Here is a 24406-nt window from a genome sequence, read left to right on the forward strand (position 1 = left end):
TCCCCCTCCCCTTCCTCTTTCCCTTCCCCCTTCTTCTCCGCGCCCTCAGTCTCCGATCCGGGACCGGTTCGTGATCTCCCGGTCCCCGGGGACCACCTCCCCCACCGGATCCAGCCGCACGGTTCCGGTGAGGTGGCGGGTGTGGTCGACGGTGCGGGCGGAGCCTTCGAGCATCACGGTGAACGTGTGCCGGGTGTCCGTGGCGGAGGCCGCCAGGATGAGGTCCAACCGGCCCGGATCGACGACGCGCAGCCCGTCGGGCCCGGTGTAGGAGGACAGGTCGGCGTGGACGGTGAAGTCGACGGCGCGGGCCTCCCCCGGCTCCAGGTCCACCCGCGCGTACCCCACCAGCCGCCGCCGCGGCAGGGCCACCCGGGCGACGGGGTCGTGCAGGTACACCTGGACGACCTCCGTCCCGGCCAGGTGCCCGGTGTTGCGGACGGTGCAGCCCACGGTCACCTCCCCGTCGGTGGACGTCCGGGCCGGTCCCCCGTCGAGCGGGTGTCCGTCGACGCGCGGGTCCTCCCAGGAGAAAGAGGTGTAGGACAGGCCGTGCCCGAACGGGTGCCGGGGGGAGGGGTCCACCGAACTGACCTCCCCGTGGTGGGCCAGGTCGGCGCCCAGGTAGGTGGTGGGCTGCCCGCCGGGCGAGCGAGGGACCGACACGGGAAGGCGGCCGCCGGGCCCGATCCGGCCGGACAGCACTCCGGCGATGGCGGAGGCGCCCTCCTCACCCGGCAGGAACGCCTGCACGACGGCGGCCGAGGCGTCGGCCACCGCTCCCAGCGCGTAGGGGCGGCCGGTGATCAGCACCGCGACGACGGGGACGCCGGTGGCCGTCAGCGCCTCCCACAGGTCCTGTTGGACCCCGGGCAGACGCAGGTCCTCGGCGTCGCAGCCCTCCCCCGAGGTGCCGCGACCGAACAGGTCCGAGCGGTCGCCGAGCACCACCACGCACACGTCGGCGTCCCGGGCCGCCGCGACGGCCGCGTCGATGCCGTCGGTCTCCGGACCGTCCACCGTGCAGCCGGGGACGTGGACGATCCGGGTGCCGGGCAGTTCGCCGTGGAGTGCCTCGTACACGGTGGGGACGGACACGCCGAGGGGCACCTCGGGGTGCCTGCGGCCCACGTGGGAGGGGAAGGTGTAGCAGCCGAGCATGGCGTCGGGCGTGTCGGCGAGCGGGCCGACGAGGGCCAGGGTGCGCGGGGCGGTCAGCGGCAGGGCCCCGCGCGGGTTGTCGAGCAGCACGATGGACCGTTCGGCGAGGGTGCGGGCCAGGTCGCGGTGCGCCGCCGGGTCGAGGTCGACGGGGGAGTCGTCGGGGTCGGGGGACCAGTCGGGATCGAGCATGCCCAGATCGCACTTGTGGAGCAGGACGCGGCGGGCGGCCCGGTCGACGAGTCCTTCGTCGAGTTCCCCGGAGCGGACCAGACCGACGAGCCGGTCCCGGTAGCAGTGCGGGTCGGGGAGTTCGACGTCGACACCGGCGGTCAGGGCCAGGGCGCCCGCCCGCTCGGGATCCTCGGCGACCCGGTGCAGGGTGTGCAGGAAGGTGATGCCGAAGTAGTCGGCGACGACGGTCCCCTCGAATCCCCAGCGGTTCCGCAGCAGGTCGGTGAGCAGCCGGGGGTCGGCGGCGGCCGGGACCCGGTCGTTGTCGTTGTAGGCGTGCATGACCGAACGGGCGCCGCCCTCGCGCACGGCCGTCTCGAACGGGGGCAGCATGACGTCGGCGAACTCGCGGGGGCCGATGGACACCGGGGCCAGGTTGCGGCCGGAGCGGGAGGCCGAGTAACCGGCGAAGTGCTTGAGGGTGGCGATGATCCCGGTGGACTGGAGGCCGCGCACGTAGGCGGTGCCGATGGTGGCCACCAGGTGGGGGTCCTCGCCGATGGTCTCCTCGGTGCGCCCCCAGCGGGGGTCGCGGGTGACGTCCAGGACGGGGGCGAGGCCCTGGTGGACGCCGAGCGGGCGCATGGTCTCCCCGATGGCGCGGGCCATCCGCTCGACCAGGTCGGGGTCGAAGGTCGCGCCCCAGGCGAGCGGGACGGGGTGGACGGTGGCCCGCCAGGCGGCCAGGCCGGTCAGGCACTCCTCGTGGGCGATGGCGGGGATGCCGAAGCGGTTGGCCCGCATGATCTCGCGTTGGCTGCGGGCCAGGGAGGCGCGTCCGGCGGCGGGGTCCACGGGGACGGTGCCGAAGGGGCGGGTGAGCTGGCCGAGCCCGTCCTGGACGACCCGTTCCCACACCAGGGGTTCGCGGGAGGCGTCGTGCTGGTGGGGGGCGACCGGGGCACCGGAGGCGTCGGCGCGCACCCACACACCGTTGAGCTGGGCGACCTTCTCCTCCAGGGTCATCGCGGCCAGCAGCCGGTCGACCCGGACGCCGGCGGGCAGGGAGGTGTCCCGCCAGGCGCCTTCGAGGGGTTCGGGGGGTGAGGTCATCCGGGTGTCCTTTCCGGAGCTTAGAAACTTTCGGAAGTTTTATCGAAACCAATGGAACGAGAATGTACGTTCGGCGGACACCCGGGTCAAGAAGTGGAGAGAGGTGAATCACAGAATCCGGAGATCTCCGGAGAAAAAGCCCTGTTCGCCGCTGTATGGGGTGAGTGACCGGAGGGATGATGGAACGATCGGATACCGAAAATTTCGGAGAACCCGAACGCCGGGGGCGCCGCCTCGGCCCGTACGACCCGGATGGCACACTGCGGGCGTGGGAATCATCGAACGCCTTCACGAGATCGGGCGACCCATGGTCGCCGAACAGCTCGCGCACCCGACCGTCGCCGGCATCGCCCGGGGCGACCTCGACGACCGGGCCTTCCGCTACTGGCTGGAGCAGGACCACCTCTACCTGCTCGACTACGCGCGCGCCTTCTCACGCCTGGCCTGGCAGGCCCCCGACGACCACCTGGCCGACCTGGTCGGCATCGCGCACAGCACCCTCAACGAGGAGCTCGAACTGCACCGCTCCCTGGCCGGTGGGTTCGGCGCCGACCTCACCGTTCGGGACAAGGGGCCGGCCTGCGCCGCCTACACCGCGTGGATCGTCGACGCCGCCGCCGACTACCGGGACGGCCTGGCCGCCGTCTACCCGTGCATGTGGGGGTACAACCGGCTCGGCCTGGCCCTGGCCGAGAACAAGCCGGACGAACCTCGCTACCGCAGGTGGGTGGAGACCTACGCCGACCCGGCGTTCACCGAGCTCACCGAGCGGTACGGGCGCAGACTGGAGGAGGCCGCCCCCGACCCCGAGCGCGCCGAGCGCTTCTTCCGCGAGGGCATGCGCCACGAACTCGCCTTCTGGGACACCCCCCACACCTGACCGCGAGGGCGCCGGAAAGGTCGCGGGAACGGAGAACGGGGGTGCGGGGCGTCGGCCCCGCACCCCCGTCGTCCTGCGTCGGGGCGGCTCGATCAGGGATTGATCACCGCCTCCACCTCGGAGAAGCGCTCGATCTCGCAACCGTTGCGCTTGTTGAACTCGGTGTCGATCTCGGTGCCGTCGATATGGCCGGTCACCCGGACCACCTCGGGCCCGCCGATCTGCATCGTGCACGTCATGGTGCTCGTGTCGAGGAGGAAGGGGTCGGTTCCGACCTCCTCGATCTCCGTGCACGCCGCCTCGGGGTCGGGGTGGTCCCCGCTCTCGGGGGCACAGGTGAGCGTCCACACCCCCTCCTCGAAACCGGATTCGGGGGTCAGGCCGTCCTCGTCTCCGAGGGAGCGTTCGATGGTCAGTTCGATGTCGGAGGAGCCGTCCGCCGGCTCGTTCTCCTGGGGTTCGGTACCGTCCCCCTCCTCGGAGGGGGCATCCTGGTCGGGGGCGGAGGGACTGGATTCGTCGGACCCCGGTGCCGGGGCGCCCACCTCGGTGGGCTCGTTGCCACAGGCCGTGAGAAGCAGGCCGAGGGCCGCGAGCGCGGCGAGGCGGGTCGGCAGGGCCGTCGCGATGGTGTGCTGAGCCATGACGCTTGGACGTCACCGCGTCACGTTCGGTTCCCTTCCTTTCCCGGACTTTTCAGACGATCACGGATCAACAGGGGGTTGAGGATGTTCGGCAACGTGCCCGAGGTCAACGTCACCGAGGTTCCCGAGGGCGGGTACCTGCTCGACGTGCGCGAGAACGACGAGTGGGCCGCGGGCCACGCTCCCACCGCCGTGCACATCCCGCTCGGCGAGCTCAACACCCGGGCCGGGGAGATCCCCCGGGACGTTCGGGTGTACGTGGTCTGCCGGGCGGGCGGCCGCTCCGCGCAGGCCGTCGCGGCGCTCAACAACGCGGGGTGGGAGACGGTCAACATCGCCGGCGGCATGCAGGCCTGGGAGCTCACCGGGCTCGACATGGAGACCTCCTCGGACGCCGAGCCGAGAGTGATCTGAGTCCCATCGGGGCCCGAAAGCGATCGGATTGCCCAAAGCCCTGCCCCAAGGGGCCTTCGAGTGGCACTATGACGACGTGAGTTCCGAGCGCGCGCCCCTCAGCGCCGCAGCCGTGCTGGCCTCGTCGGCGGACGCGGTGGTCGGTCTCGACAGCGCACTCCGGGTCTGCCTGTGGAACCCGGCGGCCGAGCGTCTGTTCGGCTGGCGGTCCCAGGACGTGATCGGGGGGCGGCTGCCGATCGTCCCCGCCGAGCTGAAGGCCGAGCACGGCGCGGTGCTCGAACAGGTGCGCGCCGGGCCCCCGTTGACCATCCACACCCGGCGCGTGCGTCGTGACGACACCCCGATCGACGTGCGCGTCAGCACCGCCGCCGTCACCTCGCCCGACGGCGGGCACGACGGCTGGGTGCTCACGCTCTACCCCACCGACAACGAGGCGCAGGCGCACACCGCCGCCATGGAGCGGGCCCGGCTGGTGCGCCGGCTCACCGACGTGGTCGTCGACATCAACGCCGACCTCAGCCTGCAATCGGTGCTGGACCGCATCTCCAGCGGTATCACCGAGCTGACCGGCGCCGACGCCGGCGGTTTCGTCCTGCTCAACGAGGACCGTGTGGAGCTGGTGAGCATCACCCGGCTCTCCCAGACCCTCCAGGGGTACAGCGCCCCGCTGGAGACCAGTCTGTTCGGCGAGCTGCTGCGCAGCGGCAAGTCGGTGCTGCTCGCCAACGACGACACCCGGGGATTACAGGACCTGGTCTGGGCCGACCTGCCCGGCCTGCACACCATCGCCCTGTGCGTGTCCAACGTGCACGGACGCCCCTACGGCGCCCTGTACGCGCTCTACAGTCAGCGCAAGGTCGGCCACGTCGAACTCGAACTGCTCGAACTGCTGGCCGCCCACGCCGGGGTGGCCATCGGCAACGCGATGGCCTACGAGGAGCTCAACCACCAGCGGGTGCACGAACAGGCCGTCGCCGACTCCAGCGCCGACGGCATCGCCGTGCTCGACTTCGGCGGTCGGGTGCGCAAGTGGAACCGGTCGGCGGTCGAACTCACCGGTTACCCGGCGGAGATCGTGGAGGGCCGCCATCCGCCGTTCCCCATCCCCGCCTGCCACGGCCGTCCGGTCAAGCACCGCCTCAAGGACGGACGTTGGCTGGAGATCCTCATGGCGCGCATCCCCCGCACCCACGAGTGGGTGGTGGACTTTCGCGACATCACCGCGCAGAAGGCGATGGAGGACGAACGCGAGGCCTTCCTGGCCACGACCGGCCACGAACTGCGCACCCCCATCACCGCGATCCACGGGTTCGCCACCACCCTGATCCGCAAATGGTCGCGGATGAGCTCGGAGGCGCAGCGCGAGGCGGTGAGCAACATCGTGGACCGGTCGACGGCGCTGACGCTGCTGGTGGAGAGGCTCAGCCTGGGATCGGACGCCTCCCGGGGCGAACTGGACGTCAACCCGGTCCCGTTCGAGCTGTCCCAGGTGCTGCGCCAGGCGGTGATGACGTTCCGCTCCCTGTCCGACCGGCACGACGTGGTGCTCTCCGCCTCGGACGACCTGCCGACGGTGTTCGCCGACCCGCTGGCCACCGGCATCATCATGGACCAGCTGCTGGACAACTCGATCAAGTTCTCTCCCGAGGGCGGCACGGTGCACGTCACGGTGACCGTGGAGGGCGACGAGGTCGCGGTGTCGGTGGACGACGACGGCCCCGGTCTGCGGCCGGGCGACGAGGAGCGGGTCTTCGAGCGGTTCTTCCAGGGCGGGGTGCGCGGCGACCGGCGTCGTTTCGGTGGCCTGGGCCTGGGGTTGTACATCGTTCGTAAACTCGCCCAGGACCAGGGCGGGGACGTCAGGGCCCGTCGGCTGGAGCGCGGTACCCGGATGTACTTCACCCTTCCGCTGCACCGGGACGGGGGCGCCGGCCCCGATCCGGACGGCCCGCGGACGGCGATCGTCGAACCACCCGGGGTGGCGGCCGTCCGGGCCGGTGTGACCGGTGGGCAGACGTCCTTCAAGCCACCCGCGTCACAGGAGTCGTCAAAAATATCCCCAAACCCCGAACCCCTGCCACGCCGACGATCCGCGCGTCCCACGGCCGGCCGAACCGGTTGATTCACCTGGACGTTGGTTTCCGTTCGAGGTGATCGGGGCATTTCCACCCCTGGTGGAATTCGACGTCACACAACGGGCGGGTTCCGGACCGCACCAGAGCACGAACGCGCAGGGACGAAAGCCGTGTCAGGAGATCACACCCCGTTCGACGCCGGGGAGCACCCGAGCAAGGTCGAGCGGCACGTCATCCTCCCCTACGTTCCCCACAGCGTGATGGGCGCGCGGCGACGTCTCAGCGACGATCTGCGCGCCATGGAGATTCACGAGGACCGCATCGACGAGGCCGCCCTCATCATCAGCGAACTGGTCAGCAACGCCCTGCGGCACGCCAGCCCCCTGCCCACCCCCGCCAACCCGGCCAACAGCGTCGGTGTCTCCTGGCGGGCGGAGGTCGACGGTTCCCGGGGGGTCGGCGGCTGGATCGAGATCTCCGTCCGGGACGGTGGATCCACCACGATGCCCCGGGTGGCCCGACCCTCCACCTCCGGTCTGGGCGGCCGAGGCCTGGGGATCGTCCAGCACCTGTCCGGCCGCTGGGGCACCGAGATGGACGCGACCACCACCACGGTGTGGGCCGTCCTGGACCTGTCCGCGGAGGACGGCGGCGCCGGGGCGGGCACGACCGGCGCGGTGATCGAACCGACCTCGACCCCGGACCGGCCCTCGACCGCTCGTCCCGATACCGGTGCCAGATCCTCCGGCCCCCTGTCCTTCGCCGTCCACGACGGCGGCCGTGTCCGAGGCGCTCTGCTCTGACCTGGCACGCGGTCCCCGTCCCGGGCCGCAGGGGCCGCCGTTGTCGGCCCCCTCGGGAGGGAAGGGGACCGATGTCGCGAAACACCGTCCACGAGGTGGCCCGGCCCGGAGCGGGCCGCTACAGTCACGACTGTGGAGTTGAAGATATCGAGCCGATCTCAAGATGACCTCGCGGTGGTAACCGTCGGCGGTGAGATCGACCTGTACACGGCACCCCGATTGCGCGACGAACTCATCGCGGCCCTCGACGAGGGGGCCCGACGGTTGGTCATCGACATGTCGTCGACCGAGTTCTGTGACTCGACCGGCATCAGCGTGCTGCTCTCGGCCATGAAACGCTCCCGGGACAAGGGCGGCGACCTGGAACTGGTCGCGCCCAAACCGGCCGTCATGAAGGTCTTGGAGGTCACCGGCCTGCACGAGGTCTTCGTCATCCACCCCGACACCGACGCGCTGCCGGTGGCCGCGGGGACCGGGACCGCGTCGTAGACCGGCCGGGAATGATACGGGGAAGGCCCGGCGGCCCCGAGCCGACCGGGATCGCCGTGGTGATCGCGGCCAAGGACGAGTCCGCCCGCGTGGGCCGCACCGTGACCGCCGCCCGGGCCCTGCCCGGGGTGGACCTGGTCATCGTGGTCGACGACGGTTCCACGGACGGCACCTCCGAGGCGGCCCTGGCGTCCGGGGCCCGGGTGCTCCGGCACAGCCGCAACCGGGGCAAGGGCGCGGCCATGGAGACCGGTGCCGAGGGCGTTCGGCTCATCGAGGAGCACGAGGAGGGGACCGGCGGCGTTCGCCCGCCCCGACACCTGCTCTTCCTCGACGCGGACCTGGAGGCGAGCGCCGCGGGGGCGGCGCCCCTGCTGGACCCCGTCGTCGAGGGCAAGGCCGACATGACCATCGCGTTGTTCCCGGCCACCCGCCTGCGCCTGGGCGGGCACGGGTTCGTGGTGCGCCTGGCCCGGGGCGGGGTGCGCCGCGCCACCGGGTGGGAACCCGAGCAACCGCTCAACGGGCAGCGCTGCATCACCCGGGCCGCGTTCGAGGCCGCGCGGCCGCTGGCGCCCGGCTTCGGAGTGGAGACCGGACTGACCATCGACGTCCTGCGCGCGGGCCTGCGGGTGATCGAGGTGGAGGTGCCGTTGGAGCACCGCGCCACCGGAACGGACATGCGCGCCCAGTTGCACCGGGCGCGCCAGTTCACCGACGTCCTCCGGGCCCTCGGGGTCCGGAAACTGCCCGCCGTCGTGCGCCGGACCCTGGCGGGACCGCGCGGCCGGATCGGCGGCGCGGGTCGGCGGCGGGGCATGAGTCGGCCATCCTCCGGTGAAAATCGCTGATAACAGCACCATGGGTGCTCTCGGTGGCGATACGCTCACACGGTGTTCACCATGATCCTGGCCGTCCTCGGCGTGCTCACGGGGCTGGGCGGACTCGCCTTCGGCGGGTACGCACTGGCCAGGGCACGTGCCATCGACGCCGACACCCGTGTCCTCGCCCAACGCGCCGTCGCATCCGCGCAGGCCGGCGGTATCGATCCATTCGCCGTGCGCGACATGGCGGTGCTCCACTACGACGCCCTGGAGGAGATGTCCGGGGCCCGGTCCTTCTCCCTGGCGCTGCTCAACGGCGACGGGGACGGGGTGGTCGTCACCTCCATCAACGGGCGCACCGAGTCGCGCACCTACGCCAAGGCGGTGGTGCGGGGCGAGTCCGAGACCCTGCTCAGCCCCGAGGAGTACCGCGTCGTCCGCGCCGCCCGGCTGGGCGACGGCGTCCGTTCCACCACGCCCGTCACCCGGGTGGCCGGTCCGGTGGTACCCGAGGACGCCGAGGCACCGGTGACGGTCGTCTCCGAGCCCGAACCCGGGACCGAGCCCGGGGCGTCGGACGGGGCCGACACCGAGCCCGAGACCGGGGACCCGAAGGTGGTGGAACCGGTCGGACCGCGCGACGCGGATGTCGAGGCCGAGACGGGAACCGGAACCGGGGACCCGAAGGCGGTGGAACCGGCCGGACCGCGCGACGCTGCCGCGCCGTCGCGACACCGGACCGCGATCCGCAAGGCACCCGAGCCGCGCCGCGAACCGTGACCGACCCCGGCGCCCCGGGTGCGTATAGCCTGAGCACCATGCCCGACCGTTACGCCTACCTCGGCCCCGAGGGCACCTTCACCGAGGCCGCCCTGCGCGCCCTGCGCCCTGACGTGCCCGACACCGCGCGCATCCCCTGTGAAGGGGTGGCGGCGGTCTTCGACGCCGTCCGCTCCGGCGAGGTCGCCGGAGGCGTCGTTCCCTTGGAGAACTCGGTCGAGGGAGGCGTCACCTCCACCATCGCCGAACTCATCAACGGCGAACCGCTCGTCATCAGCGGCGAGACCGCGGTGCCGGTGGAGTTCGCCCTGTTCGCCCGGCCCGGTACCACCCTGGCCGACGTCAAGACGGTGGCCACCCACCCGCACGCCCTGGCCCAGTGCCGGGGCTGGCTGGGCCGCCACCTGCCCGACGCCGAGACGAACACCGTCTCCTCCACGGCCGCCGCCGCCCGCAGCGTCGCCGAGCCCGGAACGCCCTACGACGCCGCGATCTGCGCCGTCATCGCCGGGGAGCGCTACGGGCTGCACGCCCTGGCCACCGGGGTGGGCGACCGCGCCGACGCCGCCACCCGGTTCATCTACCTGTCCCGGCCGGGGCGGCCGTCCGAGCCGACCGGCACCGACCTGACCTCGGTGGTCGCGTTCATCGCCGACGACCACCCGGGCGCGCTCATCGAGGTCCTCACCCAGTTCGCCGTGCGCGGGGTCAACCTCACCCGGCTGGAGTCCCGTCCCACCGGGGACGGGCTGGGCAGCTACTGCTTCTGTATCGACGCCGAAGGTCACGTCGCCGACGCCCGCGTCGGCGAGGCCCTCATGGGACTGCGCCGGGTCTGCCGGGACGTGCGCTTCCTCGGCAGCTATCCGCGCAGCGGGCGGGCCACCGAAGTCGACCCGCCGCTGCGCCCCCGGCCCGCGACCGAGGCGGACTACGCCGCGTCGGAGCGGTGGTTGGCCCGGATCCGCTCCGGCGGGATCGACTGACCCACCCGTCGTCACCCCGGGCGGACGGTTCTCCGATCGACGGCGGCCCCCTCCTCCGGAGCGCCGCGTCGCCGCCCCCGCGCGCCGACACCGTCCTCGTTCCCCGGACCGCTTCGGCCGCGCGACCACCGAAGGGGCCCTCACCCCGCAGGGACGTCCGCGTCGCCGGAGGGCCCCGCCCCTCGTCTCGCGAGGGACGGCCCGGACGGCCGCCCGCGGGACCTCGGCCCCGACGAGGCGGGCGGGGGCATCCGAGGAACACGCCCTAGGAGTCCAGCACGTCGCCGGCCTCGCCCTCGCCCTTGAACACCCATTCCTCTTCCTCGGCCGCGGCCCGGCGCAGCTCCAGGTAGAGCGCCAAGCGCAGGGCGGTGTCCCGGGGCCGTTCGGTGTCCAGGGCCTCCAACGCGGCGCTCAGTTCCTCGGTGGTCATCTCTCTCAACGGTTTCACTGCCGTTCCCTTCCCGGACCTCGTCATCTCTCATGGTGATGACGTGGTGACACCGCGTTCATGACGCGAACCCGGAAAAGATGTCGGGGCGGGCGGGCCCGGACGGTAACCTGCAAACGTGATCGACCTTCGCGCTCTCCGAGAAGACCCCGAACGACTCCGTGCCTCCCAGCGGGCCCGCGGTGAGGACCCCTCCGTCGCCGACCGGCTGCTCGAACTCGACGCCGAGCGACGCTCCGCGCTCACTCGTTTCGAGACCCTGCGGGCCGAGCAGAAGAGTGTCGGCAAGTCGGTCTCCAAGGCGTCCCCCGAGGAGCGCGAGGCGCTCCTGGCCAAGGCCAAGGGGCTCGCCGCCGACGTCAAGGCGGCCGAGGCCGAGGCCGACCGCCTCGCCGGTGAACTCGCCACGGTCGTGGCGGGGATCCCCAACATCGTCGAGGAGGGCGCCCCCGAGGGCGGCGTCGACGACTTCAAGGTCCTGGACACCGTCGGCACCCCGCGCACCTTCGACTTCACCCCGCGCGACCACCTGGAACTGGGCGAGAAGCTCGGCGCCATCGACATGGAGCGCGGCGCGAAGGTGTCCGGCTCCCGCTTCTACTTCCTCACCGGCGTCGGCGCCCAGCTGGAGCTGGCCCTGCTCAACATGGCCATGAACCAGGCCGTGGCCGCCGGGTTCACCCCGATGATCCCGCCCGTCCTGGTCAAGCCCGAGACCATGGAGGGCACCGGGTTCCTCGGCTCCCACGCCGACGAGGTCTACCGGCTGCCCGCCGACGACCTGTACCTGGTGGGCACCTCCGAGGTGCCGCTGGCCGGGTACCACGCCGGGGAGATCCTGCCCGCCGACTCCCTGCCCAACCGGTACGTCGGCTGGTCGCCGTGCTTCCGCAGGGAGGCCGGCTCCTACGGCAAGGACACCCGCGGCATCATCCGGGTGCACCAGTTCAACAAGGTGGAGATGTTCGTCTACACCCACCCGGACCAGGCGCACGAGGAGCACAAGCGGCTGCTCGCCTGGGAGCGGGAGATGCTCGACAAGCTCGAACTCCCCTACCGCGTGGTCGACATCGCCGCCGGGGACCTGGGCACCAGCGCCGCCCGCAAGTACGACTGCGAGGCGTGGGTCCCCACCCAGGAGACCTACCGCGAGCTGACCTCCACCTCGAACTGCACCGAGTTCCAGGCCCGCCGCCTCAACGTGCGCTTCCGGGACGAGGACGGCAGGTCGCGCTTCGCCGCCACCCTCAACGGCACGCTCGCCACCACCCGGTGGATCGTCGCCATCCTGGAGAACCACCAGCAGGAGGACGGCTCGGTCGTCGTCCCCGAGGCGCTGCGCCCCTACCTGGGCCGTGACGTGCTGGAGCCCCTCGCCTGACCCGCGACTCCGCCGCGCGAGGAAAGGAGCCCGTCCCCGAGAGATGAGGGGGCGGGCTCCTTCGCGAAGGGGCCGGTCTACAGGTAGGGGCCCGAGACGTGCTCCTCCGCCGGGACCTGGCCAGGCTGGGCCTGGAGTCCCGCGACTCCCGGAGGCAGGGCCTTGCGCATGTTCTCCAACTGGGCGCGGGCCGCCATCTGCTGGGCGAACAGCGTGGTCTGGATGCCGTGGAACAGACCCTCCAGCCATCCCACGAGCTGTGCCTGCGCGATGCGCAGTTCGGCCTCGCTGGGGGCGGTGCCGTCGGCGAACGGCAGGGTGAGGCGGTCCAGCTCCTCGATCAGCTCGGGGGCCAGGCCGTCCTCCAACTCCTTGATGGAGGAGGTGTGGATCTCCTTGAGGCGGGTGCGGCTGGCCTCGTCGAGCGGGGCCGCCTTCACCTCCTCCAGCAACTGTCGGATCATGCTGCCGATCCGCATCACCTTGGCGGGCTGCTCCACCATGTCGGCGAGAGAGCGGGGCCCCTCGTGATCGTCGTCGCCCTCATGCGGGTCTACGCCCACGACCAGCACCTTCGGCTGCTCCTTCGAATCGTCTGCGTTGCTCATCTGTCCCCTTATATGGATGTCGTCGACCGTGCCCGTCAGCGGGTGAGCAGGATCTTGCCGGTGTGCGCGCTCGATTCCATGACGCTGTGCGCCTCCGCCGCGTTCCGCATCGGCAGGGTGCGGTCCACGACGGGGCGGATGGCTCCTTGTTCTACCAACGGCCATACCTGCTCCAGTACTCCCGCGACGATGGCCGACTTCTCGTCGAGAGGTCGCGAACGCAGGGACGTGGCGTGCAGGGAGAGGCGTTTGGTGAGCATGCGGCCCAGATCGGCCTCCGCGGAGCGGCCGCCCATGAGGGCGATGACCACCAGCCGGCCGCCCGTGGCCAACGAGCGGAGATTGGCGTCGAGGTAGGAGCCGCCGACGATGTCGAGGATCAGGTCCGCGCCGCCGGCCTCGCGCATCCGCTCGGTGAAGTCCTCGGTGCGGTAGTTGATCGTGATCTCCGCACCGAGGTCACGGCAGAACGCCAGCTTCTCCTCGCTCCCGGCGGTGACCGCCACCCGGGCGCCCAGCGCGCGGGCGAACTGGATCGCGAACGTGCCGATGCCGCTGCCGCCGCCGTGGACCAGGACGGTCTCCCCGGCGCGCAGGCCGCCGACCATGACCAGGTTCGACCACACCGTGCAGGCGACCTCCGGCAGGGCCGCCGCCTCGGTCACCCCCACACCCTCGGGGATCGGCAGCAGCTGACCGACCGGCACCGCCGCCCTCTCGGCGTAACCGCCCCCGGCCAGGAGCGCGCACACCTCGTCGCCCACCGACCAGCCGGATCCCTCGGTGCCCGGACCGAGTTCCACGATCGTCCCGGAACACTCCAGGCCCGGGTACTCGGAGGCGCCGGGCGGGGGCGGGTAGTGCCCCTGCCGTTGGACGACATCGGCGCGGTTGACGGCGGTGGCGGCCACCTCGACGAGGACCTCCCCCTCGCCGGCGACGGGATCTGGGACCTGTGACCAGGACAGGGCCTCTGGCCCTCCCGGTTCGGTGATACGGATCGCGTGCATGGGAACGACCGTATCCGCTCGGGGGATCGTGTTCGGGATGGGATGGGGGATGCTTTGCCGGGCCACTGCGGGTAAGAGTGAAACCAGGGAGCGACCCCCGCTCCCCGGCGGGGTACCCCTCTCTCCGCAGTACACCCCCTTCACGCAGGAGAACTCCGGTGTCACACCAGGATCAGAACGGGCCGGACGCAGGCTTCGAGGCAGAGGAGCACGACGCGTCCCCGTGGCGGCGGGCGGAGGACGGAACCGACGACTTCGGGGCGGACGTCACCGAGCTCGCGTCGCGCCTGCCGGACGCGCCGAGCCCGCGCGAACAGTGGTTCGGCGGGGACGCCCCGCCGCCCCCGCCGTACGCCGCGCCGATTCCGCTGGAGACGGCGCACGCGCCGCTGGAGTCGCCGCGGCACCTCCCGGACGAGCCGCCCGCCGAGGAGGAGACGGAGCGCGTCCCGTCGGAGCCCGTGTCCGCGCACCCCCCGGCGGAGGACGACGATGACGCCGAGGCGGAGGTGCGAGCCGACACCGTGCGGCTGATGCCACGCGTGCGCGAGCGCCCCGGCCGCCCCGCCCCCGTCGCCGACGATCCCCTGGCCCCCCGCGACCTGCGACGCGACGCCGACGTTCCCGAACCCGAACAACTGCCGCCCCTGGAGCCGGGGGCCGACGCCGAACAGGAGCCCCCCGCCGCGGAGGCGCGGCCCGTGTCCGTGGAGCGGCCGAGGCCGGAGTACCGCCCCGCCCCCGCGCCGCTCGCGTTCCCGCCGGTGGCCCCGGAACCCCCCACCGTCCCCCCGACGCCCCCGGCCTCGGGGGTCCCGAACGAACGGCAGACCTCCGACTCCCTCAACGCCGCGACCCTGGTCCGCAACCGCCGGCAGGGACCCAGCGGCGGCTGGCGGCGCGCCGTGCACTCCGCCACCCTGGGTCTGGTCAACCCCGGGGAATCGCCCAAGGTGCTCCGCCGCCGGGAACTCGTGGCACGGGCCTGCACACCCGTCGCCACCGGCCACCACCGTGTCGCGGTCCTCAGCCTCAAGGGCGGGGTCGGCAAGACCACCACCACCGTCGCCCTCGGGGCCACCCTGGCCTCCCTGCGCGGCGACCGCGTACTGGCCGTGGACGCCAACCCCGACCGCGGCACCCTCTCCGACAAGGTGCGGCTGGAGACCGCCGCGACCATCCGCGACCTGCTCAACGAGCGCCACCTGGTGGCCCGTTACGCCGACATCCGCGGGTTCACCTCCCAGGCGCCCAGCCGGCTGGAGATCCTCGCCTCCGACCGCGATCCCGCCGTGTCCGAGGCGTTCGGCGACGAGGACTACCGGGAGGTCGCCCGGCTCGTCGAGCACTTCTACTCCATCTGCATCACCGACTGCGGGACCGGGCTGCTGCACGCGGCGATGCGCGGCGTGCTCGGGCTGGCCGACCAGATCGTCCTGGTCAGCTCCGCCTCCGTGGACGGGGCGCGCAGTGCCAGCGCCACCCTCGACTGGCTGGAGGCGCACGGACACGAGAAACTGGTGCGCGACGCCGTCGTGGTGCTGTCCATGGTGCGCTCCGACAGCAAGAGCAGCGTCGACCTCGAACGGCTCGAAGGCCACTTCGCCTCCCGGTGCCGCACCGTCGTCCGTGTCCCCTGGGACGGACACCTCGAAGAGGGCGCCGAGGTCGACCTCGACCGGCTCGCCCCCGCCACCCAGGACGCCTACCTCCAACTGGCGGCGACGGTAGGGGAGGGTTTCGCCCGTCAGAGGTGACGGGCCCCGGATTCCCCGGCCTCCTCGTGGGCAGTGGACGAAGAGGAGGCCGGGGGATCCACGACCGCGCCGGGCACATTCATCGGTGCCGTGCGCACGTGGTCCGACCCGGGGCGGGACCACTGAAGGCGGGAGGGGCCGACATCGTCGACATCGGTTCCCGTGTACGCGGTGGCGTGCGCGGCCCGGTCACGGGATCGGGCGGCAGGGGCCGCACCGCACCGGCGTTCCGGTGGCGGTACCGCATTCCGGCGATACGGACCGAAGACCCTCGCATCCGCTACCTTCTCCCCTGTGGCGTTCCCGGCTTCCGATGGTGTACTCGGTGATGATGAGTGGCTGAAAGGGGTCATGACATGGTGAACAAGGACCGCGCACCGCTCGTACTGGTGGGCGTCGACGGGTCGGACAACGCGCAGGCGGCCCTGGAATGGGCGGCGGCCGAGGCCGTCCGCAGGGATGCGCCGTTGCGGATCGTGCACGCCCTGGGCATGCCGCTGATCGTGTCCGCGTACGGTGGGCCGGTTCGGTTCGAACCGAGCGAGGAGATCCAGGGACAGGCCACCGAGGTGCTCCGGGACGCCGTGGCGCACGTCGCCAAGGTCGAACCCGCAGCGCGGACCGAGACGGTCACCGCGCTGGAGGAGGCGCCGCTGGCACTGCTGCGCCAGAGCCACCCGCACGACCTCATCGTGATCGGCACCCGGGGCATGGGCACCGTCAAGTCGCTGTTCGTCGGGTCGGTGAGCGTCCGCGTCGCCGCACACGCGCCGTGCCCGGTCGCGGTGGTGCCCTCGCGCGAGGGGAAGCCGGCGACCACCGGCCTGAAGCGGATCGTGATCGGCGTGGACGGTTCCCCCAACGGGAACCGCGCCCTGGGCCTGGCGGTCGACCTGGCCGCCCAGAACGAGGGCGAACTCGTGGTGGTGCACAGCTGGGAGGTGCCCTACCCGTACGACCCGGTCGCCCTGACGGCCGCGGGGTACCGGCCCCAGGAGGACCTGTTCGAGCGGCAGTCCGAGGAACTGGTGGCCGGACTGCTCGCGGAGGCCATCGACGAGCAACGCGACGACGTCGACATCGACGTCACCGTGGTGCGTACGCAGAACGGTCCGGTGAACGCCATCCTGGAGGCGGCGGAGGGCGCCGACGCCATCGTCGTGGGCTCCCGGGGCCGCGGCACCGTCCGCGGTCTGCTCCTGGGCTCGGTCAGCCAGGGGGTGCTCCACCAATCGAAGATCCCGGTGATCGTGCTCCCCAAGCACGCCGACGAGGACGAATAGCGCGGATCCCGGCGGGGTCCGCCCCGCCGGGGCCTCATTTCCGGGCGTGGTGGAAGACGCTCCACGCGGTGCCCACACAGGAACATCACGTGCACGCTCACGAGGATCGCCGCCCACAGCGGCCGGTCCGGCAGCCACCGGACGAGCACCGCCACGAGCAGGGAGACGGCGGACACCACCACGGGCGACGCCCTGCTCTTCTCCGGGGATTCCCTCGTCACACGGCGTCGTACTCCAGGCAGAAGGGGTGCCCGGCGGGGTCCGCGTACACACGGAACCAGACGCGGTCCCCGTCCTCCTCGACCCGCAGCCGCGTCGCGCCCATCTCCAGCACCCGCTTCTCGGCGGAGGTGATGTCCTCGACCCACACGTCGAGGTGCGCCTGCTGCGGTCTTCCCGGATCCGGCCACGCGGGCGGTCGGTGGCCATCGACCTTCTGGAACGCGATGACCGGCCATTCCTCTCGGTCCCCGATCACCACCCAGTCGCCGTCCCGTAGGCTGACGGGTCTTCCCAGCAGCTCGGCGTAGAACGCCGCCAGAGCCTCGGGGTCGGAACAGTCGTAGACGAAGGTGTGCAGCCGTCCGATCATGCCCGCAGCCTTCCACGCCCACCCGTGCCCTGTCGACGGTCCGACCCATCCCGTGTCCTTCGCGGGTCGGGCCCGGATCCGGGCCCGCGACGCCGCCGAGGACCTTCGCGCGGTGCCACGGCCGTGAGCAAGACCGGCGGTCCGAGCCCCGGGGCCAGTCCCGGAGGCCTCTCCCCCTCGGTCACCCCAGGGCTGGCGGCTCTTTCCCGGAAGGCGGAACCTGGAACCGCTCCGTCGACACCTCGGCCGAACCGCGGTCTCCTCCGCACGTCGCGGAGGGCATCACCGGGCCCGGAACCGGTACGCTCCCTCGGCCGCGTCACCGAGGAGCGGGTCGGGGGTTCCGTTGACGAGCACGTACGGGCGGACCAGGGGTTCGGCGTGGGCGTCGAGGAAGGGCAGGGGGTCCTCGGTCCTGGACCGGGGCACCAGAGTCGGTCGGGGGGCGGCCGGTGTCCCGTGCGGGGACGGCCCCGGTGCGGCCTCCAGCGCCGGGCGTCGCGGTGGCGCCTCCAACGCCGCGCGGAGCCCGCGGTCCTTGGAACGGGTGAGGACCGACGACACCGCGCTCAGCATCCACGCCAGCGCCGAAGCGCACGCCCACCACAGCCGGGACGTCGCCGTCGAGTGCGGCTTCCGGTGGCGTCCGTTGTTGACTCTGACCATGGTCGTGCTCCTGTCATGTGATCAATGTTGCTCAGATTCTGCGATGGTCCCCCGAAGCGAGTGGACAAGGTGACCGATCCGTGCGCGATTTCCGCGGACGAAGGGCTCAGGGCATGACGTCGATGCTCAGGAGCGCGGAGAGCCGCGCGTCCTCGTAGGCCAGCACCGCGGCGTTGACGGCTCCCATCAGCGCGGCGTCCTCCAGGCCACCGACGGGGCGGATGCCTTTCTCCCACCGCCAGGCGCGCAGGTGCTCCGCCGCGGCGTCGAGCGCCTCACCGAGAGCCGCGGTGTCGATCCCTCCACCCTGGGAGACCATCGCCCTGGAAGACACCGACGATGCGGGCCGGGTGTGCCGAAGGGGGTGCTCGTGTGTCGGCATCATGACTGTTCTCCTAGGAGTGGGCGGGCCTGTGGCCGTTGTCGGCGACGGCCGGATGGACGAGGGGGAGCGGCCGGGGCGACCGCCGTGAACGCCCCCGTGTCCACGGCGGCCGCGATCCGGAGTCGTGCTCCATCGGGGCACAGGGGTGTCCCCGGGAAGACGGGAGTGAACCCGGGGGCTCCTGTGACCCGCTCGGAGATGATGGCACACGTGGTCAAGATTGTGCAAACAGAGGTGACCAAGTGGTCAATCATGCTTGCCCGGATTGCCGTGTTCCAGGCGGAACGTATGACAGTCGATGCTCATGACGACCCTGTGCACAACGGCCACCGCCAGAAGTAACCTTGGACACGGACGCGACGTGGGAAGGCGGAACATGGTGGAGAAACCGACGAGGGGAGCACTCGTCAAGGCGCGGCGCAACGAGCTGGGCCTGTCCCAGAACGAACTCGCCGGTCTCGTGGGGGTGTCGCGCGGCACCATCCGCAACATCGAGGCCGACCTGGTCGAACCCAACAAGGCCACCTGGGTGTCCCTGGACCGTGTCCTCGGGAACACGGAGGAGCAGGTCGGGGAGCCTTCGACCGAGGTCGGGGACCGGGTCGAACACGACTCCTACGGGCAGGGGGTGGTCGTCGCCCACGGTCAGGGCTCCCGTATCCGGGTCGACTTCGGAGCGCCCCACGGGGAGAAGGACCTCGTCCTCAAGTACGCGCCGGCCGAACTGGTCGAGGAGGAGGAAACGGGTGGGTCGGAGACCTCCCGTGGCCGCCCGGAGGCGGATCCCTCCTCGGTGCCCGGCGAGATCGCCGAGGTCCTCATGTCGGGGCCGGTCATCGATTACGAGGTGTTCCACCCCAAGGAGGGCGATGGCATCGCCGTCGTCACGATGCTGGTCAAGACCACGGACGCGCGGCTCTCCCGGCGGGAGCGGCGCTACATCTCCGAGGTCTGGGACAGGCTCGCGGACTCATTGCACGCCGACCCGGACTCCGAGGACGTCCCGGAACCGGAACCGGAACCGGCCGCCCCGCAGCGTCGACCGGAGCCCGTCACCGAGCGCCGCACCGTCACCCGGCGGGCCGCGACCGGTACCCCGACGGCTGCTCACGGAACCGGTCCGGAGACCGGCGAGAGGGGTCGCGCCACGGGCCGCTGACCTAGGGCGATCCCTCCCCGCGTGATCCCAAGGACTTTCCCGCCCGCGCCGGGCCCTTCTCTGAGGCATCGGTACGACCGAGCCGCGCCCGATCCGCGGCGTTCCGGCCGATGAGGACCGAGTCCGGCTCCCCGAAGCGTCGGAAGCCGTACGAGACGACGCCGAGCGGGTCACCTTCCCTTGTTCCGATCCGGACCGCTCCCACTTCCCGACAGGTGGCCCTTCGGGCGACTCTGGTACCGGCTCCACCCCACGAGACTCTACGACGCCCTGTCCGAAGCGCTCCGGGCCCGTCCCCGGCACGCCGGGGAGGCGGACGCGGCGCCGGCCGCCCGCCGGGCGAACTCGACCCGCTGCTGAGGGGAGGAGGACCGCTGCCCGAGCCGTGGCGGCCGGGCCGACCGACCCCGGCGACGAAAGAGGCCGCCTGCTTCCCGGCAGACGGCCTTTCGCGGAGGGTGTGGGATTTGAACCCACGAAGCCCCGTCAAGGACTTGGTGCTTTTCAAGAGCACTGCACTCGGCCGCTATGCGAACCCTCCCCCGGGACCTCTCGGTCTCCGTGGGTCATCGTAGCCCACGCGTCCACCTGGCACGTGGCCGCCGGGGAACTTCCCGGCGCCAGGGTGGCGTGTGTGGGTTACCCGCGAGTAACATTCGAGACATGGCAAACATGAACGCCGAGACGGCGGAGATGGTCAAGTCCGGTTTCCTGGCCGCGGTGCCCTTCGCCCGCACCCTCGGCCTCTCCTTCATCGACCTGGACCTCGGCCGCGCCGAGATGCGCCTGCCCGACGACCCCGACCACCACAACCACATCGGTGGGGCGCACGCGGGCGCCATGTTCACCCTGGCCGAGTCGGCCTCCGGCGCCATCATCGTCGGTACCTTCGGCGACACCATGGACCGCGCCCTGCCCCTGCCCACCAAGGCCGAGATCCACTTTTTGAAGATGGCCACCGGCGACCTGACCGCCGAGGCCGTGCTCGGCCGCCCGCGCGAAGAGGTCATCGCCGAACTCGACGGGGGCCGGCGCCCCGAGTTCCCCATCGACGTGGAGATCCGTATGGCGGACGGCACCGTCACCGGCAAGATGACGATCATCTGGACGCTCAAGCCGAACCGGAAGTGACACCCGCCCCCACAGCCACATAACGAACACGATCGGCCCTGGTCGCGCCCCCTTTTCACGGGTCCGTCCGGGGCTCGTCGCTTTGTCGTCTCCGCTGGGTACGTTGACCCTGAACCATGCCGACGAGGAGGCAGATCGTGAAACTGCGTGTGGACCGCGACGCGTTCGCCGAGGCGGTGGCCTGGACCGCGCGGGCCCTCCCCAGCCGCCCCGCCGTACCCGTGCTCGCCGGAATGCGACTGGAGGTCCCCCAGGGCGGTTCCACGCTGGGTCTGTCCGGCTTCGACTACGAGGTCTCCACGCGGGCCTCGGTCGAGGTGCTGGTGGAGGAGGCCGGCGCGGTTCTGGTCCCCGGCCGGCTGCTCTCCGAGATCGTGCGCACCCTCCCCGAGGGCTCGGTGCACATCGACACCGACGGCACGAGGGTGCGGATCAGCGGGGGCGCCGCCCGGTTCACCCTCATCACCATGCCCCTGGAGGACTATCCCACCCTGCCCGGCATGCCGGACAGGATCGGTTCGGTGCCCGCCGACACCTTCGTGGAGGCGGTCCGCCAGGTCACCCCCGCCGCGAGTCGCGACGACACCCTGCCGATGCTGACCGGCGCCTACCTCGACTTCACCGCCGACACGTTGAGCCTGGTGGCCACCGACCGCTACCGCATCGCGGTGCGCGAACTGTGGTGGAAACCGGACGACCCCGACATCGACGTGTCCGCGCTGGTGCCCGCGCGCACCCTGCACGACATGGTCCGGGGCGTGATCGGCGGCTCCAACGTCGACGTGGCCCTGTCGACCGGGCCCGGAAGCGGCGGGTTGGCGCCGGGGGAGGGGACCATCGGCTTCGAGAACGGGGTGCGCAGCAGCACCACCCGGTTGATCGACAGCGATTTCGTCAAGTACGCCGCCTGGTTCCCCGCCGAGTTCGCCGCCCGTGCCGAGGTGGCGGTGGCCCCACTGATGGAGGCGGTCAAGCGGGTGGCCCTGGTGGCAGACCGGCACACGCCGCTGCGATTGGCGTTCAGCGAGGGCGAGGTGTCGCTGGAGGCGGGTTCCGGTGAGGACGCCCAGGCGGTGGAGGCGATCGCCGTCGACTACCAGGGCGATCCGCTGCGGGTCGCGTTCCGTCCGGACTATCTGATGGACGGTCTCACGGCGATCTCGACGGACATCGCCCACCTGAACTTCACGGAACCGACGAAACCCGCCGTGTTCACCGAGGTTCCGTCCAAGGAGGGTGAGGCCCCCTCCTTCCGGTATCTGGTACAGCCGTTGCGGGTGTCCTGATCAGCGGATTCGGGCCTTTTCCCCGACTTGCCGACGATCTTTCCACAGGTTTTCCACAGGCTGGCGATCAGCCTGTGGATAACCCGGGGTAATCAGCCCCAGGAGCACCCGAATCGCCCCCGCTTCGCTCTCGCATTTACGCTTTGACGTGCGAGAACGTCGCAGGGGGCGTTTCTGTGCACAGCCTGTGGAAAACTTCGTGGATCGGAGCCTTCTCCGACCCCCCAAAGTGACGCAAACTAGGACATAAGGTGCAAGGCTGGCAAGTCTTGCTCAGTCACTCTTTTGTGGGCAGAGAGGACGTACCCCCACCGGTTACGGACGTCTCCAGGCCCAACTGCGCCTGCCGCCCTCGCTGGTATCCCGCCCGCGCCCCGGCCGGGCTGTGCGTCCGCTCCGGCCGGTGCTTGCGCAACTGCGGGAACTGCTTCTGGAACTCCTCCTGGACGCGGTGCACGTCGTCGCGCAGCACCAGTTCGGCGCCGCGGATCGAGGTCCCGTCCTTGCCGGCCGAGAAACCCCCCGTGCCGTTCGGCCCCGCCATCTCCTGCAAGCGCCGACGGAACTCCTTGATGCGCTCGGCGACCGCCTGCCCGTAAGCGCGCACGAACGATCGGTAGTACCTTTTGCGCTCGGTCTCCAGGGCCGACCGTGTGTAGTTGCGCAGTTCGCGGATATCGGTCACGTGCGCCGAGCTCATGAACTTCGCCGACGACTCCATCTGCATGGAGATCGACGGCATCAGCATGCGCAGCGCGTCCAGCGCGCTGACCGTGCCCACCAGGATGATCACCCGGTCGGTGTTCTCCGAGGAGTTGCCTCGGACCGCCGACTGGCATCCGTAGGCGGCGGCGATGTCGGCCAGGGCGCGCACGCGGGCCTTGCCGTGGCCGCCCGCCCCGGAGACGGTGTAGTCCATGCGGCCGATCGCGTCGGGTTCCTCGCCCCGCTCCGCGCGGGTCTCGGCCTCCGCGATCGCGTGGCGGGTCATCAGCTCGGCGGCCTTGGCGGTGAACGCCTGGCTCTCGGCATCGGTGACCGAGGGGTCCTCCGCCATGCGGAGGAGCCCTCGGACCCGCTCGACCATCTTCTGACGAGCAGCTTCAGTCATCGGCGCCCGGTTGCTCCCGTAGGTGTGTTCTCCCTTTCCGCACCTGAGCGGAAAACACCGAGCCTACTTCTTGTCCCCGACCACCATGGCGATCACGCCCACCGTCGCCCAGATCGCCAGGGCGACGAAGATCGCCGTGAACGGGCTCAACGTGAGGATCCCGTAGCCCACACCGCCCACGATCGCGGGAACCGCGGCGTATCGGAAGGGGTAGGCGGCCGCGTACCGCCTGCCCCGTCGATCGGCCTTCTTGCTGAGCACGCCCCCCACGCCGCCGATCAGCGAGAAGAAGATCACGGCCGCGCCCAGGCCCGACATGACGGCGGGGAGGATGCCGCCGCTCAGGCTGGTCAAGAAGAAGAGGGCGCCACCGGCCGCCCCACCCAGCACGGACATCGTCCAAGGCCAGATCATCGTCGCCGAGGCGACGGGAGTGAATGCGTTACCGCGCTCCAGCGTCATGTCCACCGCTCCAGTCCGTTCGCGTGACGACCGCTCTCGGCCGGGCCGTCCCCATCAGAATGCAATGCCCCGGGTCGCACGCGCATCAGGGCACACCCCTGACTTACCCCCGAGGGACCGCCACCGCACTCCGGAGGGTGCGGCCGGTGGACGGACGGGGGATACGCGGACCACGTCGGCACAACGAACGGTCGACTCAAGAAGTGCCCGCCGGGGACGCCCCACCCGTTCGGCCGAGTCCGGTGACCCCGGTGACGCCGGGGGCGTCGACGCTCCTGCTCAGATCCGTCACCAGCGACGGCCAGGCCGTCCGGAAGGCGGGCAGCAGCGGCAGCGACTCCGCCGTCGTCACCGGCACCCACCGGATCTCGATGCTCTCCTCGTTGCCGGGTTCGAAGGGGGCCAGCTCCGGAACCCTCACCAGGAACGTGTCGTAGCGCCATACCGCCAGGTCGTGTTCGTGCACCCCCACCACCGTGTAGCCGGCCAGGTCGCCGGCGATCTCCTCGCGGAACTCCCGGATCGCCGCCTCCAAGGGGGTCTCGTCCCGGTTGCGCGCACCACCGGGAATGCCCCACAGGCCGCCCATGTGCGTCCACTCGGCCCGGTGCTGGAGGAGGACATGGCCGGTTCCGGCCACGTCGGTGCCGTACAACAGCAACCCGGCGGCCCCGTAGACTCCCCAGCGCTTGGACCCGTCCGGCAGACCCACCCAGCCGTTCCCGTCGCCGTCCTCCATCAATGCCTCCCGATTCCCCGTGCGCCCTGCCTCGCGCAC

Annotated in this window: 25 protein-coding genes and 1 tRNA gene; 14 read left to right on the top strand and 12 right to left on the bottom strand. The window is 71.3% G+C overall.

What is annotated here, in order from left to right; translation table 11 throughout:
- Positions 1-45 precede the first annotated feature (45 nt).
- Positions 46-2448 (bottom strand): beta-xylosidase/alpha-l-arabinosidase, encoded by a 2403-nt coding sequence (locus PWG71_RS23950; protein WP_274812236.1) that lies wholly within the window; start codon positions 2446-2448, stop codon positions 46-48.
- A gap of 268 nt (positions 2449-2716) precedes the next feature.
- Between PWG71_RS23950 and PWG71_RS23955 the strand changes: the two genes are divergently transcribed.
- Positions 2717-3328, top strand: coding sequence for a TenA family protein (locus tag PWG71_RS23955; RefSeq protein WP_274812237.1), 612 nt, complete (start codon positions 2717-2719; stop codon positions 3326-3328).
- 92 nt (positions 3329-3420) lie between these two features.
- Here PWG71_RS23955 and PWG71_RS23960 read toward each other — a convergent pair whose 3' ends face one another.
- Complete coding sequence (locus PWG71_RS23960) at positions 3421-3972, bottom strand: SSI family serine proteinase inhibitor (protein ID WP_274812238.1); 552 nt, start codon at positions 3970-3972, stop codon at positions 3421-3423.
- 84 nt (positions 3973-4056) lie between these two features.
- Between PWG71_RS23960 and PWG71_RS23965 the strand changes: the two genes are divergently transcribed.
- From PWG71_RS23965 to pheA, 7 genes are all read left to right on the top strand, one after another.
- Positions 4057-4386, top strand: coding sequence for a rhodanese-like domain-containing protein (locus tag PWG71_RS23965; protein ID WP_274812239.1), 330 nt, complete (start codon positions 4057-4059; stop codon positions 4384-4386).
- A gap of 76 nt (positions 4387-4462) precedes the next feature.
- A complete protein-coding gene (locus PWG71_RS23970; RefSeq protein WP_274812241.1) occupies positions 4463-6511 on the top strand; it encodes a sensor histidine kinase in 2049 nt (682 codons plus the stop codon).
- Between the two features lie 123 nt (positions 6512-6634).
- Positions 6635-7267 (top strand): ATP-binding protein, encoded by a 633-nt coding sequence (locus PWG71_RS23975; RefSeq protein WP_274812242.1) that lies wholly within the window; start codon positions 6635-6637, stop codon positions 7265-7267.
- A gap of 132 nt (positions 7268-7399) precedes the next feature.
- Entirely contained in the window at positions 7400-7756 is a 357-nt protein-coding gene (locus tag PWG71_RS23980; RefSeq protein ID WP_274812243.1) for an STAS domain-containing protein, read from the top strand.
- Positions 7757-7767: 11 nt separating this feature from the next.
- Positions 7768-8607 (top strand): glycosyltransferase family 2 protein, encoded by an 840-nt coding sequence (locus PWG71_RS23985; RefSeq protein ID WP_274812244.1) that lies wholly within the window; start codon positions 7768-7770, stop codon positions 8605-8607.
- A gap of 51 nt (positions 8608-8658) precedes the next feature.
- Positions 8659-9360, top strand: coding sequence for a DUF4446 family protein (locus PWG71_RS23990; RefSeq protein ID WP_342456004.1), 702 nt, complete (start codon positions 8659-8661; stop codon positions 9358-9360).
- 38 nt (positions 9361-9398) lie between these two features.
- Positions 9399-10346, top strand: coding sequence for a prephenate dehydratase (pheA, locus tag PWG71_RS23995; protein ID WP_274812247.1), 948 nt, complete (start codon positions 9399-9401; stop codon positions 10344-10346).
- Between the two features lie 265 nt (positions 10347-10611).
- Here the strand turns inward: pheA and PWG71_RS24000 are convergent, their stop codons facing one another.
- Positions 10612-10779, bottom strand: a complete 168-nt coding sequence (locus PWG71_RS24000; RefSeq protein WP_446725091.1) for a hypothetical protein — start codon at positions 10777-10779, stop codon at positions 10612-10614.
- A gap of 136 nt (positions 10780-10915) precedes the next feature.
- Here PWG71_RS24000 and serS point away from each other — a divergent pair, with 136 nt between their 5' ends.
- A complete protein-coding gene (gene serS / locus PWG71_RS24005; RefSeq protein WP_274812249.1) occupies positions 10916-12178 on the top strand; it encodes a serine--tRNA ligase in 1263 nt (420 codons plus the stop codon).
- Positions 12179-12255: 77 nt separating this feature from the next.
- Here serS and PWG71_RS24010 read toward each other — a convergent pair whose 3' ends face one another.
- The gene (locus PWG71_RS24010) at positions 12256-12786 is read right to left on the bottom strand and encodes a bacterial proteasome activator family protein (protein ID WP_274812250.1); all 531 of its coding nucleotides are present in this window, start codon (positions 12784-12786) and stop codon (positions 12256-12258) included.
- A 35-nt stretch (positions 12787-12821) separates the two neighbouring features.
- Positions 12822-13796: an NAD(P)H-quinone oxidoreductase gene (locus PWG71_RS24015; RefSeq protein WP_274812251.1), complete on the bottom strand. Its 975-nt coding sequence runs from the start codon at positions 13794-13796 to the stop codon at positions 12822-12824.
- A gap of 158 nt (positions 13797-13954) precedes the next feature.
- Here PWG71_RS24015 and PWG71_RS24020 point away from each other — a divergent pair, with 158 nt between their 5' ends.
- Together PWG71_RS24020 and PWG71_RS24025 are read left to right on the top strand one after the other, a co-directional pair.
- A complete protein-coding gene (locus PWG71_RS24020; protein ID WP_274812252.1) occupies positions 13955-15553 on the top strand; it encodes a MinD/ParA family ATP-binding protein in 1599 nt (532 codons plus the stop codon).
- A gap of 356 nt (positions 15554-15909) precedes the next feature.
- Entirely contained in the window at positions 15910-16836 is a 927-nt protein-coding gene (locus PWG71_RS24025; protein WP_274812253.1) for a universal stress protein, read from the top strand.
- Between the two features lie 217 nt (positions 16837-17053).
- Here PWG71_RS24025 and PWG71_RS24030 read toward each other — a convergent pair whose 3' ends face one another.
- The 3 genes from PWG71_RS24030 to PWG71_RS24040 all read right to left on the bottom strand — a co-directional run bounded on the left by PWG71_RS24030 (position 17054) and on the right by PWG71_RS24040 (position 18413).
- Entirely contained in the window at positions 17054-17428 is a 375-nt protein-coding gene (locus tag PWG71_RS24030) for a VOC family protein (RefSeq protein ID WP_274812254.1), read from the bottom strand.
- Positions 17429-17710: 282 nt separating this feature from the next.
- Positions 17711-18094, bottom strand: coding sequence for a hypothetical protein (locus PWG71_RS24035; protein WP_274812255.1), 384 nt, complete (start codon positions 18092-18094; stop codon positions 17711-17713).
- Positions 18095-18200: 106 nt separating this feature from the next.
- A complete protein-coding gene (locus PWG71_RS24040) occupies positions 18201-18413 on the bottom strand; it encodes a hypothetical protein (RefSeq protein WP_274812256.1) in 213 nt (70 codons plus the stop codon).
- 442 nt (positions 18414-18855) lie between these two features.
- Between PWG71_RS24040 and PWG71_RS24045 the strand changes: the two genes are divergently transcribed.
- Positions 18856-19638, top strand: coding sequence for a helix-turn-helix domain-containing protein (locus tag PWG71_RS24045; protein WP_274812258.1), 783 nt, complete (start codon positions 18856-18858; stop codon positions 19636-19638).
- A gap of 452 nt (positions 19639-20090) precedes the next feature.
- Here PWG71_RS24045 and PWG71_RS24050 read toward each other — a convergent pair.
- Positions 20091-20179, bottom strand: a tRNA-Ser gene (locus PWG71_RS24050).
- Positions 20180-20310: 131 nt separating this feature from the next.
- Between PWG71_RS24050 and PWG71_RS24055 the strand changes: the two genes are divergently transcribed.
- Together PWG71_RS24055 and dnaN are read left to right on the top strand one after the other, a co-directional pair.
- Positions 20311-20769 (top strand): DUF4442 domain-containing protein, encoded by a 459-nt coding sequence (locus tag PWG71_RS24055; protein WP_274812322.1) that lies wholly within the window; start codon positions 20311-20313, stop codon positions 20767-20769.
- 149 nt (positions 20770-20918) lie between these two features.
- A complete protein-coding gene (dnaN, locus tag PWG71_RS24060) occupies positions 20919-22055 on the top strand; it encodes a DNA polymerase III subunit beta (protein ID WP_274812323.1) in 1137 nt (378 codons plus the stop codon).
- 277 nt (positions 22056-22332) lie between these two features.
- On the opposite strand, the gene PWG71_RS24065 is transcribed toward dnaN, so the two are convergent.
- From PWG71_RS24065 to PWG71_RS24075, 3 genes are all read right to left on the bottom strand, one after another.
- Positions 22333-23142, bottom strand: a complete 810-nt coding sequence (locus PWG71_RS24065) for a DUF2786 domain-containing protein (RefSeq protein ID WP_274812324.1) — start codon at positions 23140-23142, stop codon at positions 22333-22335.
- Positions 23143-23229: 87 nt separating this feature from the next.
- Positions 23230-23628, bottom strand: coding sequence for a hypothetical protein (locus PWG71_RS24070; protein ID WP_274812259.1), 399 nt, complete (start codon positions 23626-23628; stop codon positions 23230-23232).
- A 196-nt stretch (positions 23629-23824) separates the two neighbouring features.
- Positions 23825-24367 (bottom strand): NUDIX hydrolase, encoded by a 543-nt coding sequence (locus tag PWG71_RS24075; RefSeq protein ID WP_274812260.1) that lies wholly within the window; start codon positions 24365-24367, stop codon positions 23825-23827.
- Positions 24368-24406: the final 39 nt, after the last annotated feature.

Origin of the sequence: Nocardiopsis sp. N85 (genome assembly GCF_028882275.1) — a bacterium.
GTDB classification, from domain to species: domain Bacteria; phylum Actinomycetota; class Actinomycetes; order Streptosporangiales; family Streptosporangiaceae; genus Nocardiopsis; species Nocardiopsis lambiniae.

Coding starts and splice junctions, on each gene's coding strand:
- PWG71_RS23965 (WP_274812239.1), top strand. CDS start 4,057: ATGTTCGGCAACGTGCCCGAGGTCAACGTCACCGAGGTTCCCGAGGGC.
- PWG71_RS24065 (WP_274812324.1), bottom strand. CDS start 23,142: ATGGTCGAGCGGGTCCGAGGGCTCCTCCGCATGGCGGAGGACCCCTCG.
- PWG71_RS24075 (WP_274812260.1), bottom strand. CDS start 24,367: ATGGAGGACGGCGACGGGAACGGCTGGGTGGGTCTGCCGGACGGGTCC.
- PWG71_RS23990 (WP_342456004.1), top strand. CDS start 8,659: ATGATCCTGGCCGTCCTCGGCGTGCTCACGGGGCTGGGCGGACTCGCC.
- PWG71_RS24010 (WP_274812250.1), bottom strand. CDS start 12,786: ATGAGCAACGCAGACGATTCGAAGGAGCAGCCGAAGGTGCTGGTCGTG.
- PWG71_RS23960 (WP_274812238.1), bottom strand. CDS start 3,972: ATGGCTCAGCACACCATCGCGACGGCCCTGCCGACCCGCCTCGCCGCG.
- PWG71_RS23985 (WP_274812244.1), top strand. CDS start 7,768: ATGATACGGGGAAGGCCCGGCGGCCCCGAGCCGACCGGGATCGCCGTG.
- PWG71_RS24000 (WP_446725091.1), bottom strand. CDS start 10,779: ATGACCACCGAGGAACTGAGCGCCGCGTTGGAGGCCCTGGACACCGAA.
- PWG71_RS24045 (WP_274812258.1), top strand. CDS start 18,856: ATGGTGGAGAAACCGACGAGGGGAGCACTCGTCAAGGCGCGGCGCAAC.
- PWG71_RS24025 (WP_274812253.1), top strand. CDS start 15,910: ATGGTGAACAAGGACCGCGCACCGCTCGTACTGGTGGGCGTCGACGGG.
- PWG71_RS24015 (WP_274812251.1), bottom strand. CDS start 13,796: ATGCACGCGATCCGTATCACCGAACCGGGAGGGCCAGAGGCCCTGTCC.
- PWG71_RS24055 (WP_274812322.1), top strand. CDS start 20,311: ATGAACGCCGAGACGGCGGAGATGGTCAAGTCCGGTTTCCTGGCCGCG.
- PWG71_RS24035 (WP_274812255.1), bottom strand. CDS start 18,094: ATGGTCAGAGTCAACAACGGACGCCACCGGAAGCCGCACTCGACGGCG.
- PWG71_RS24040 (WP_274812256.1), bottom strand. CDS start 18,413: ATGGTCTCCCAGGGTGGAGGGATCGACACCGCGGCTCTCGGTGAGGCG.
- PWG71_RS23950 (WP_274812236.1), bottom strand. CDS start 2,448: ATGACCTCACCCCCCGAACCCCTCGAAGGCGCCTGGCGGGACACCTCC.
- pheA (WP_274812247.1), top strand. CDS start 9,399: ATGCCCGACCGTTACGCCTACCTCGGCCCCGAGGGCACCTTCACCGAG.
- PWG71_RS24070 (WP_274812259.1), bottom strand. CDS start 23,628: ATGACGCTGGAGCGCGGTAACGCATTCACTCCCGTCGCCTCGGCGACG.
- PWG71_RS24030 (WP_274812254.1), bottom strand. CDS start 17,428: ATGATCGGACGGCTGCACACCTTCGTCTACGACTGTTCCGACCCCGAG.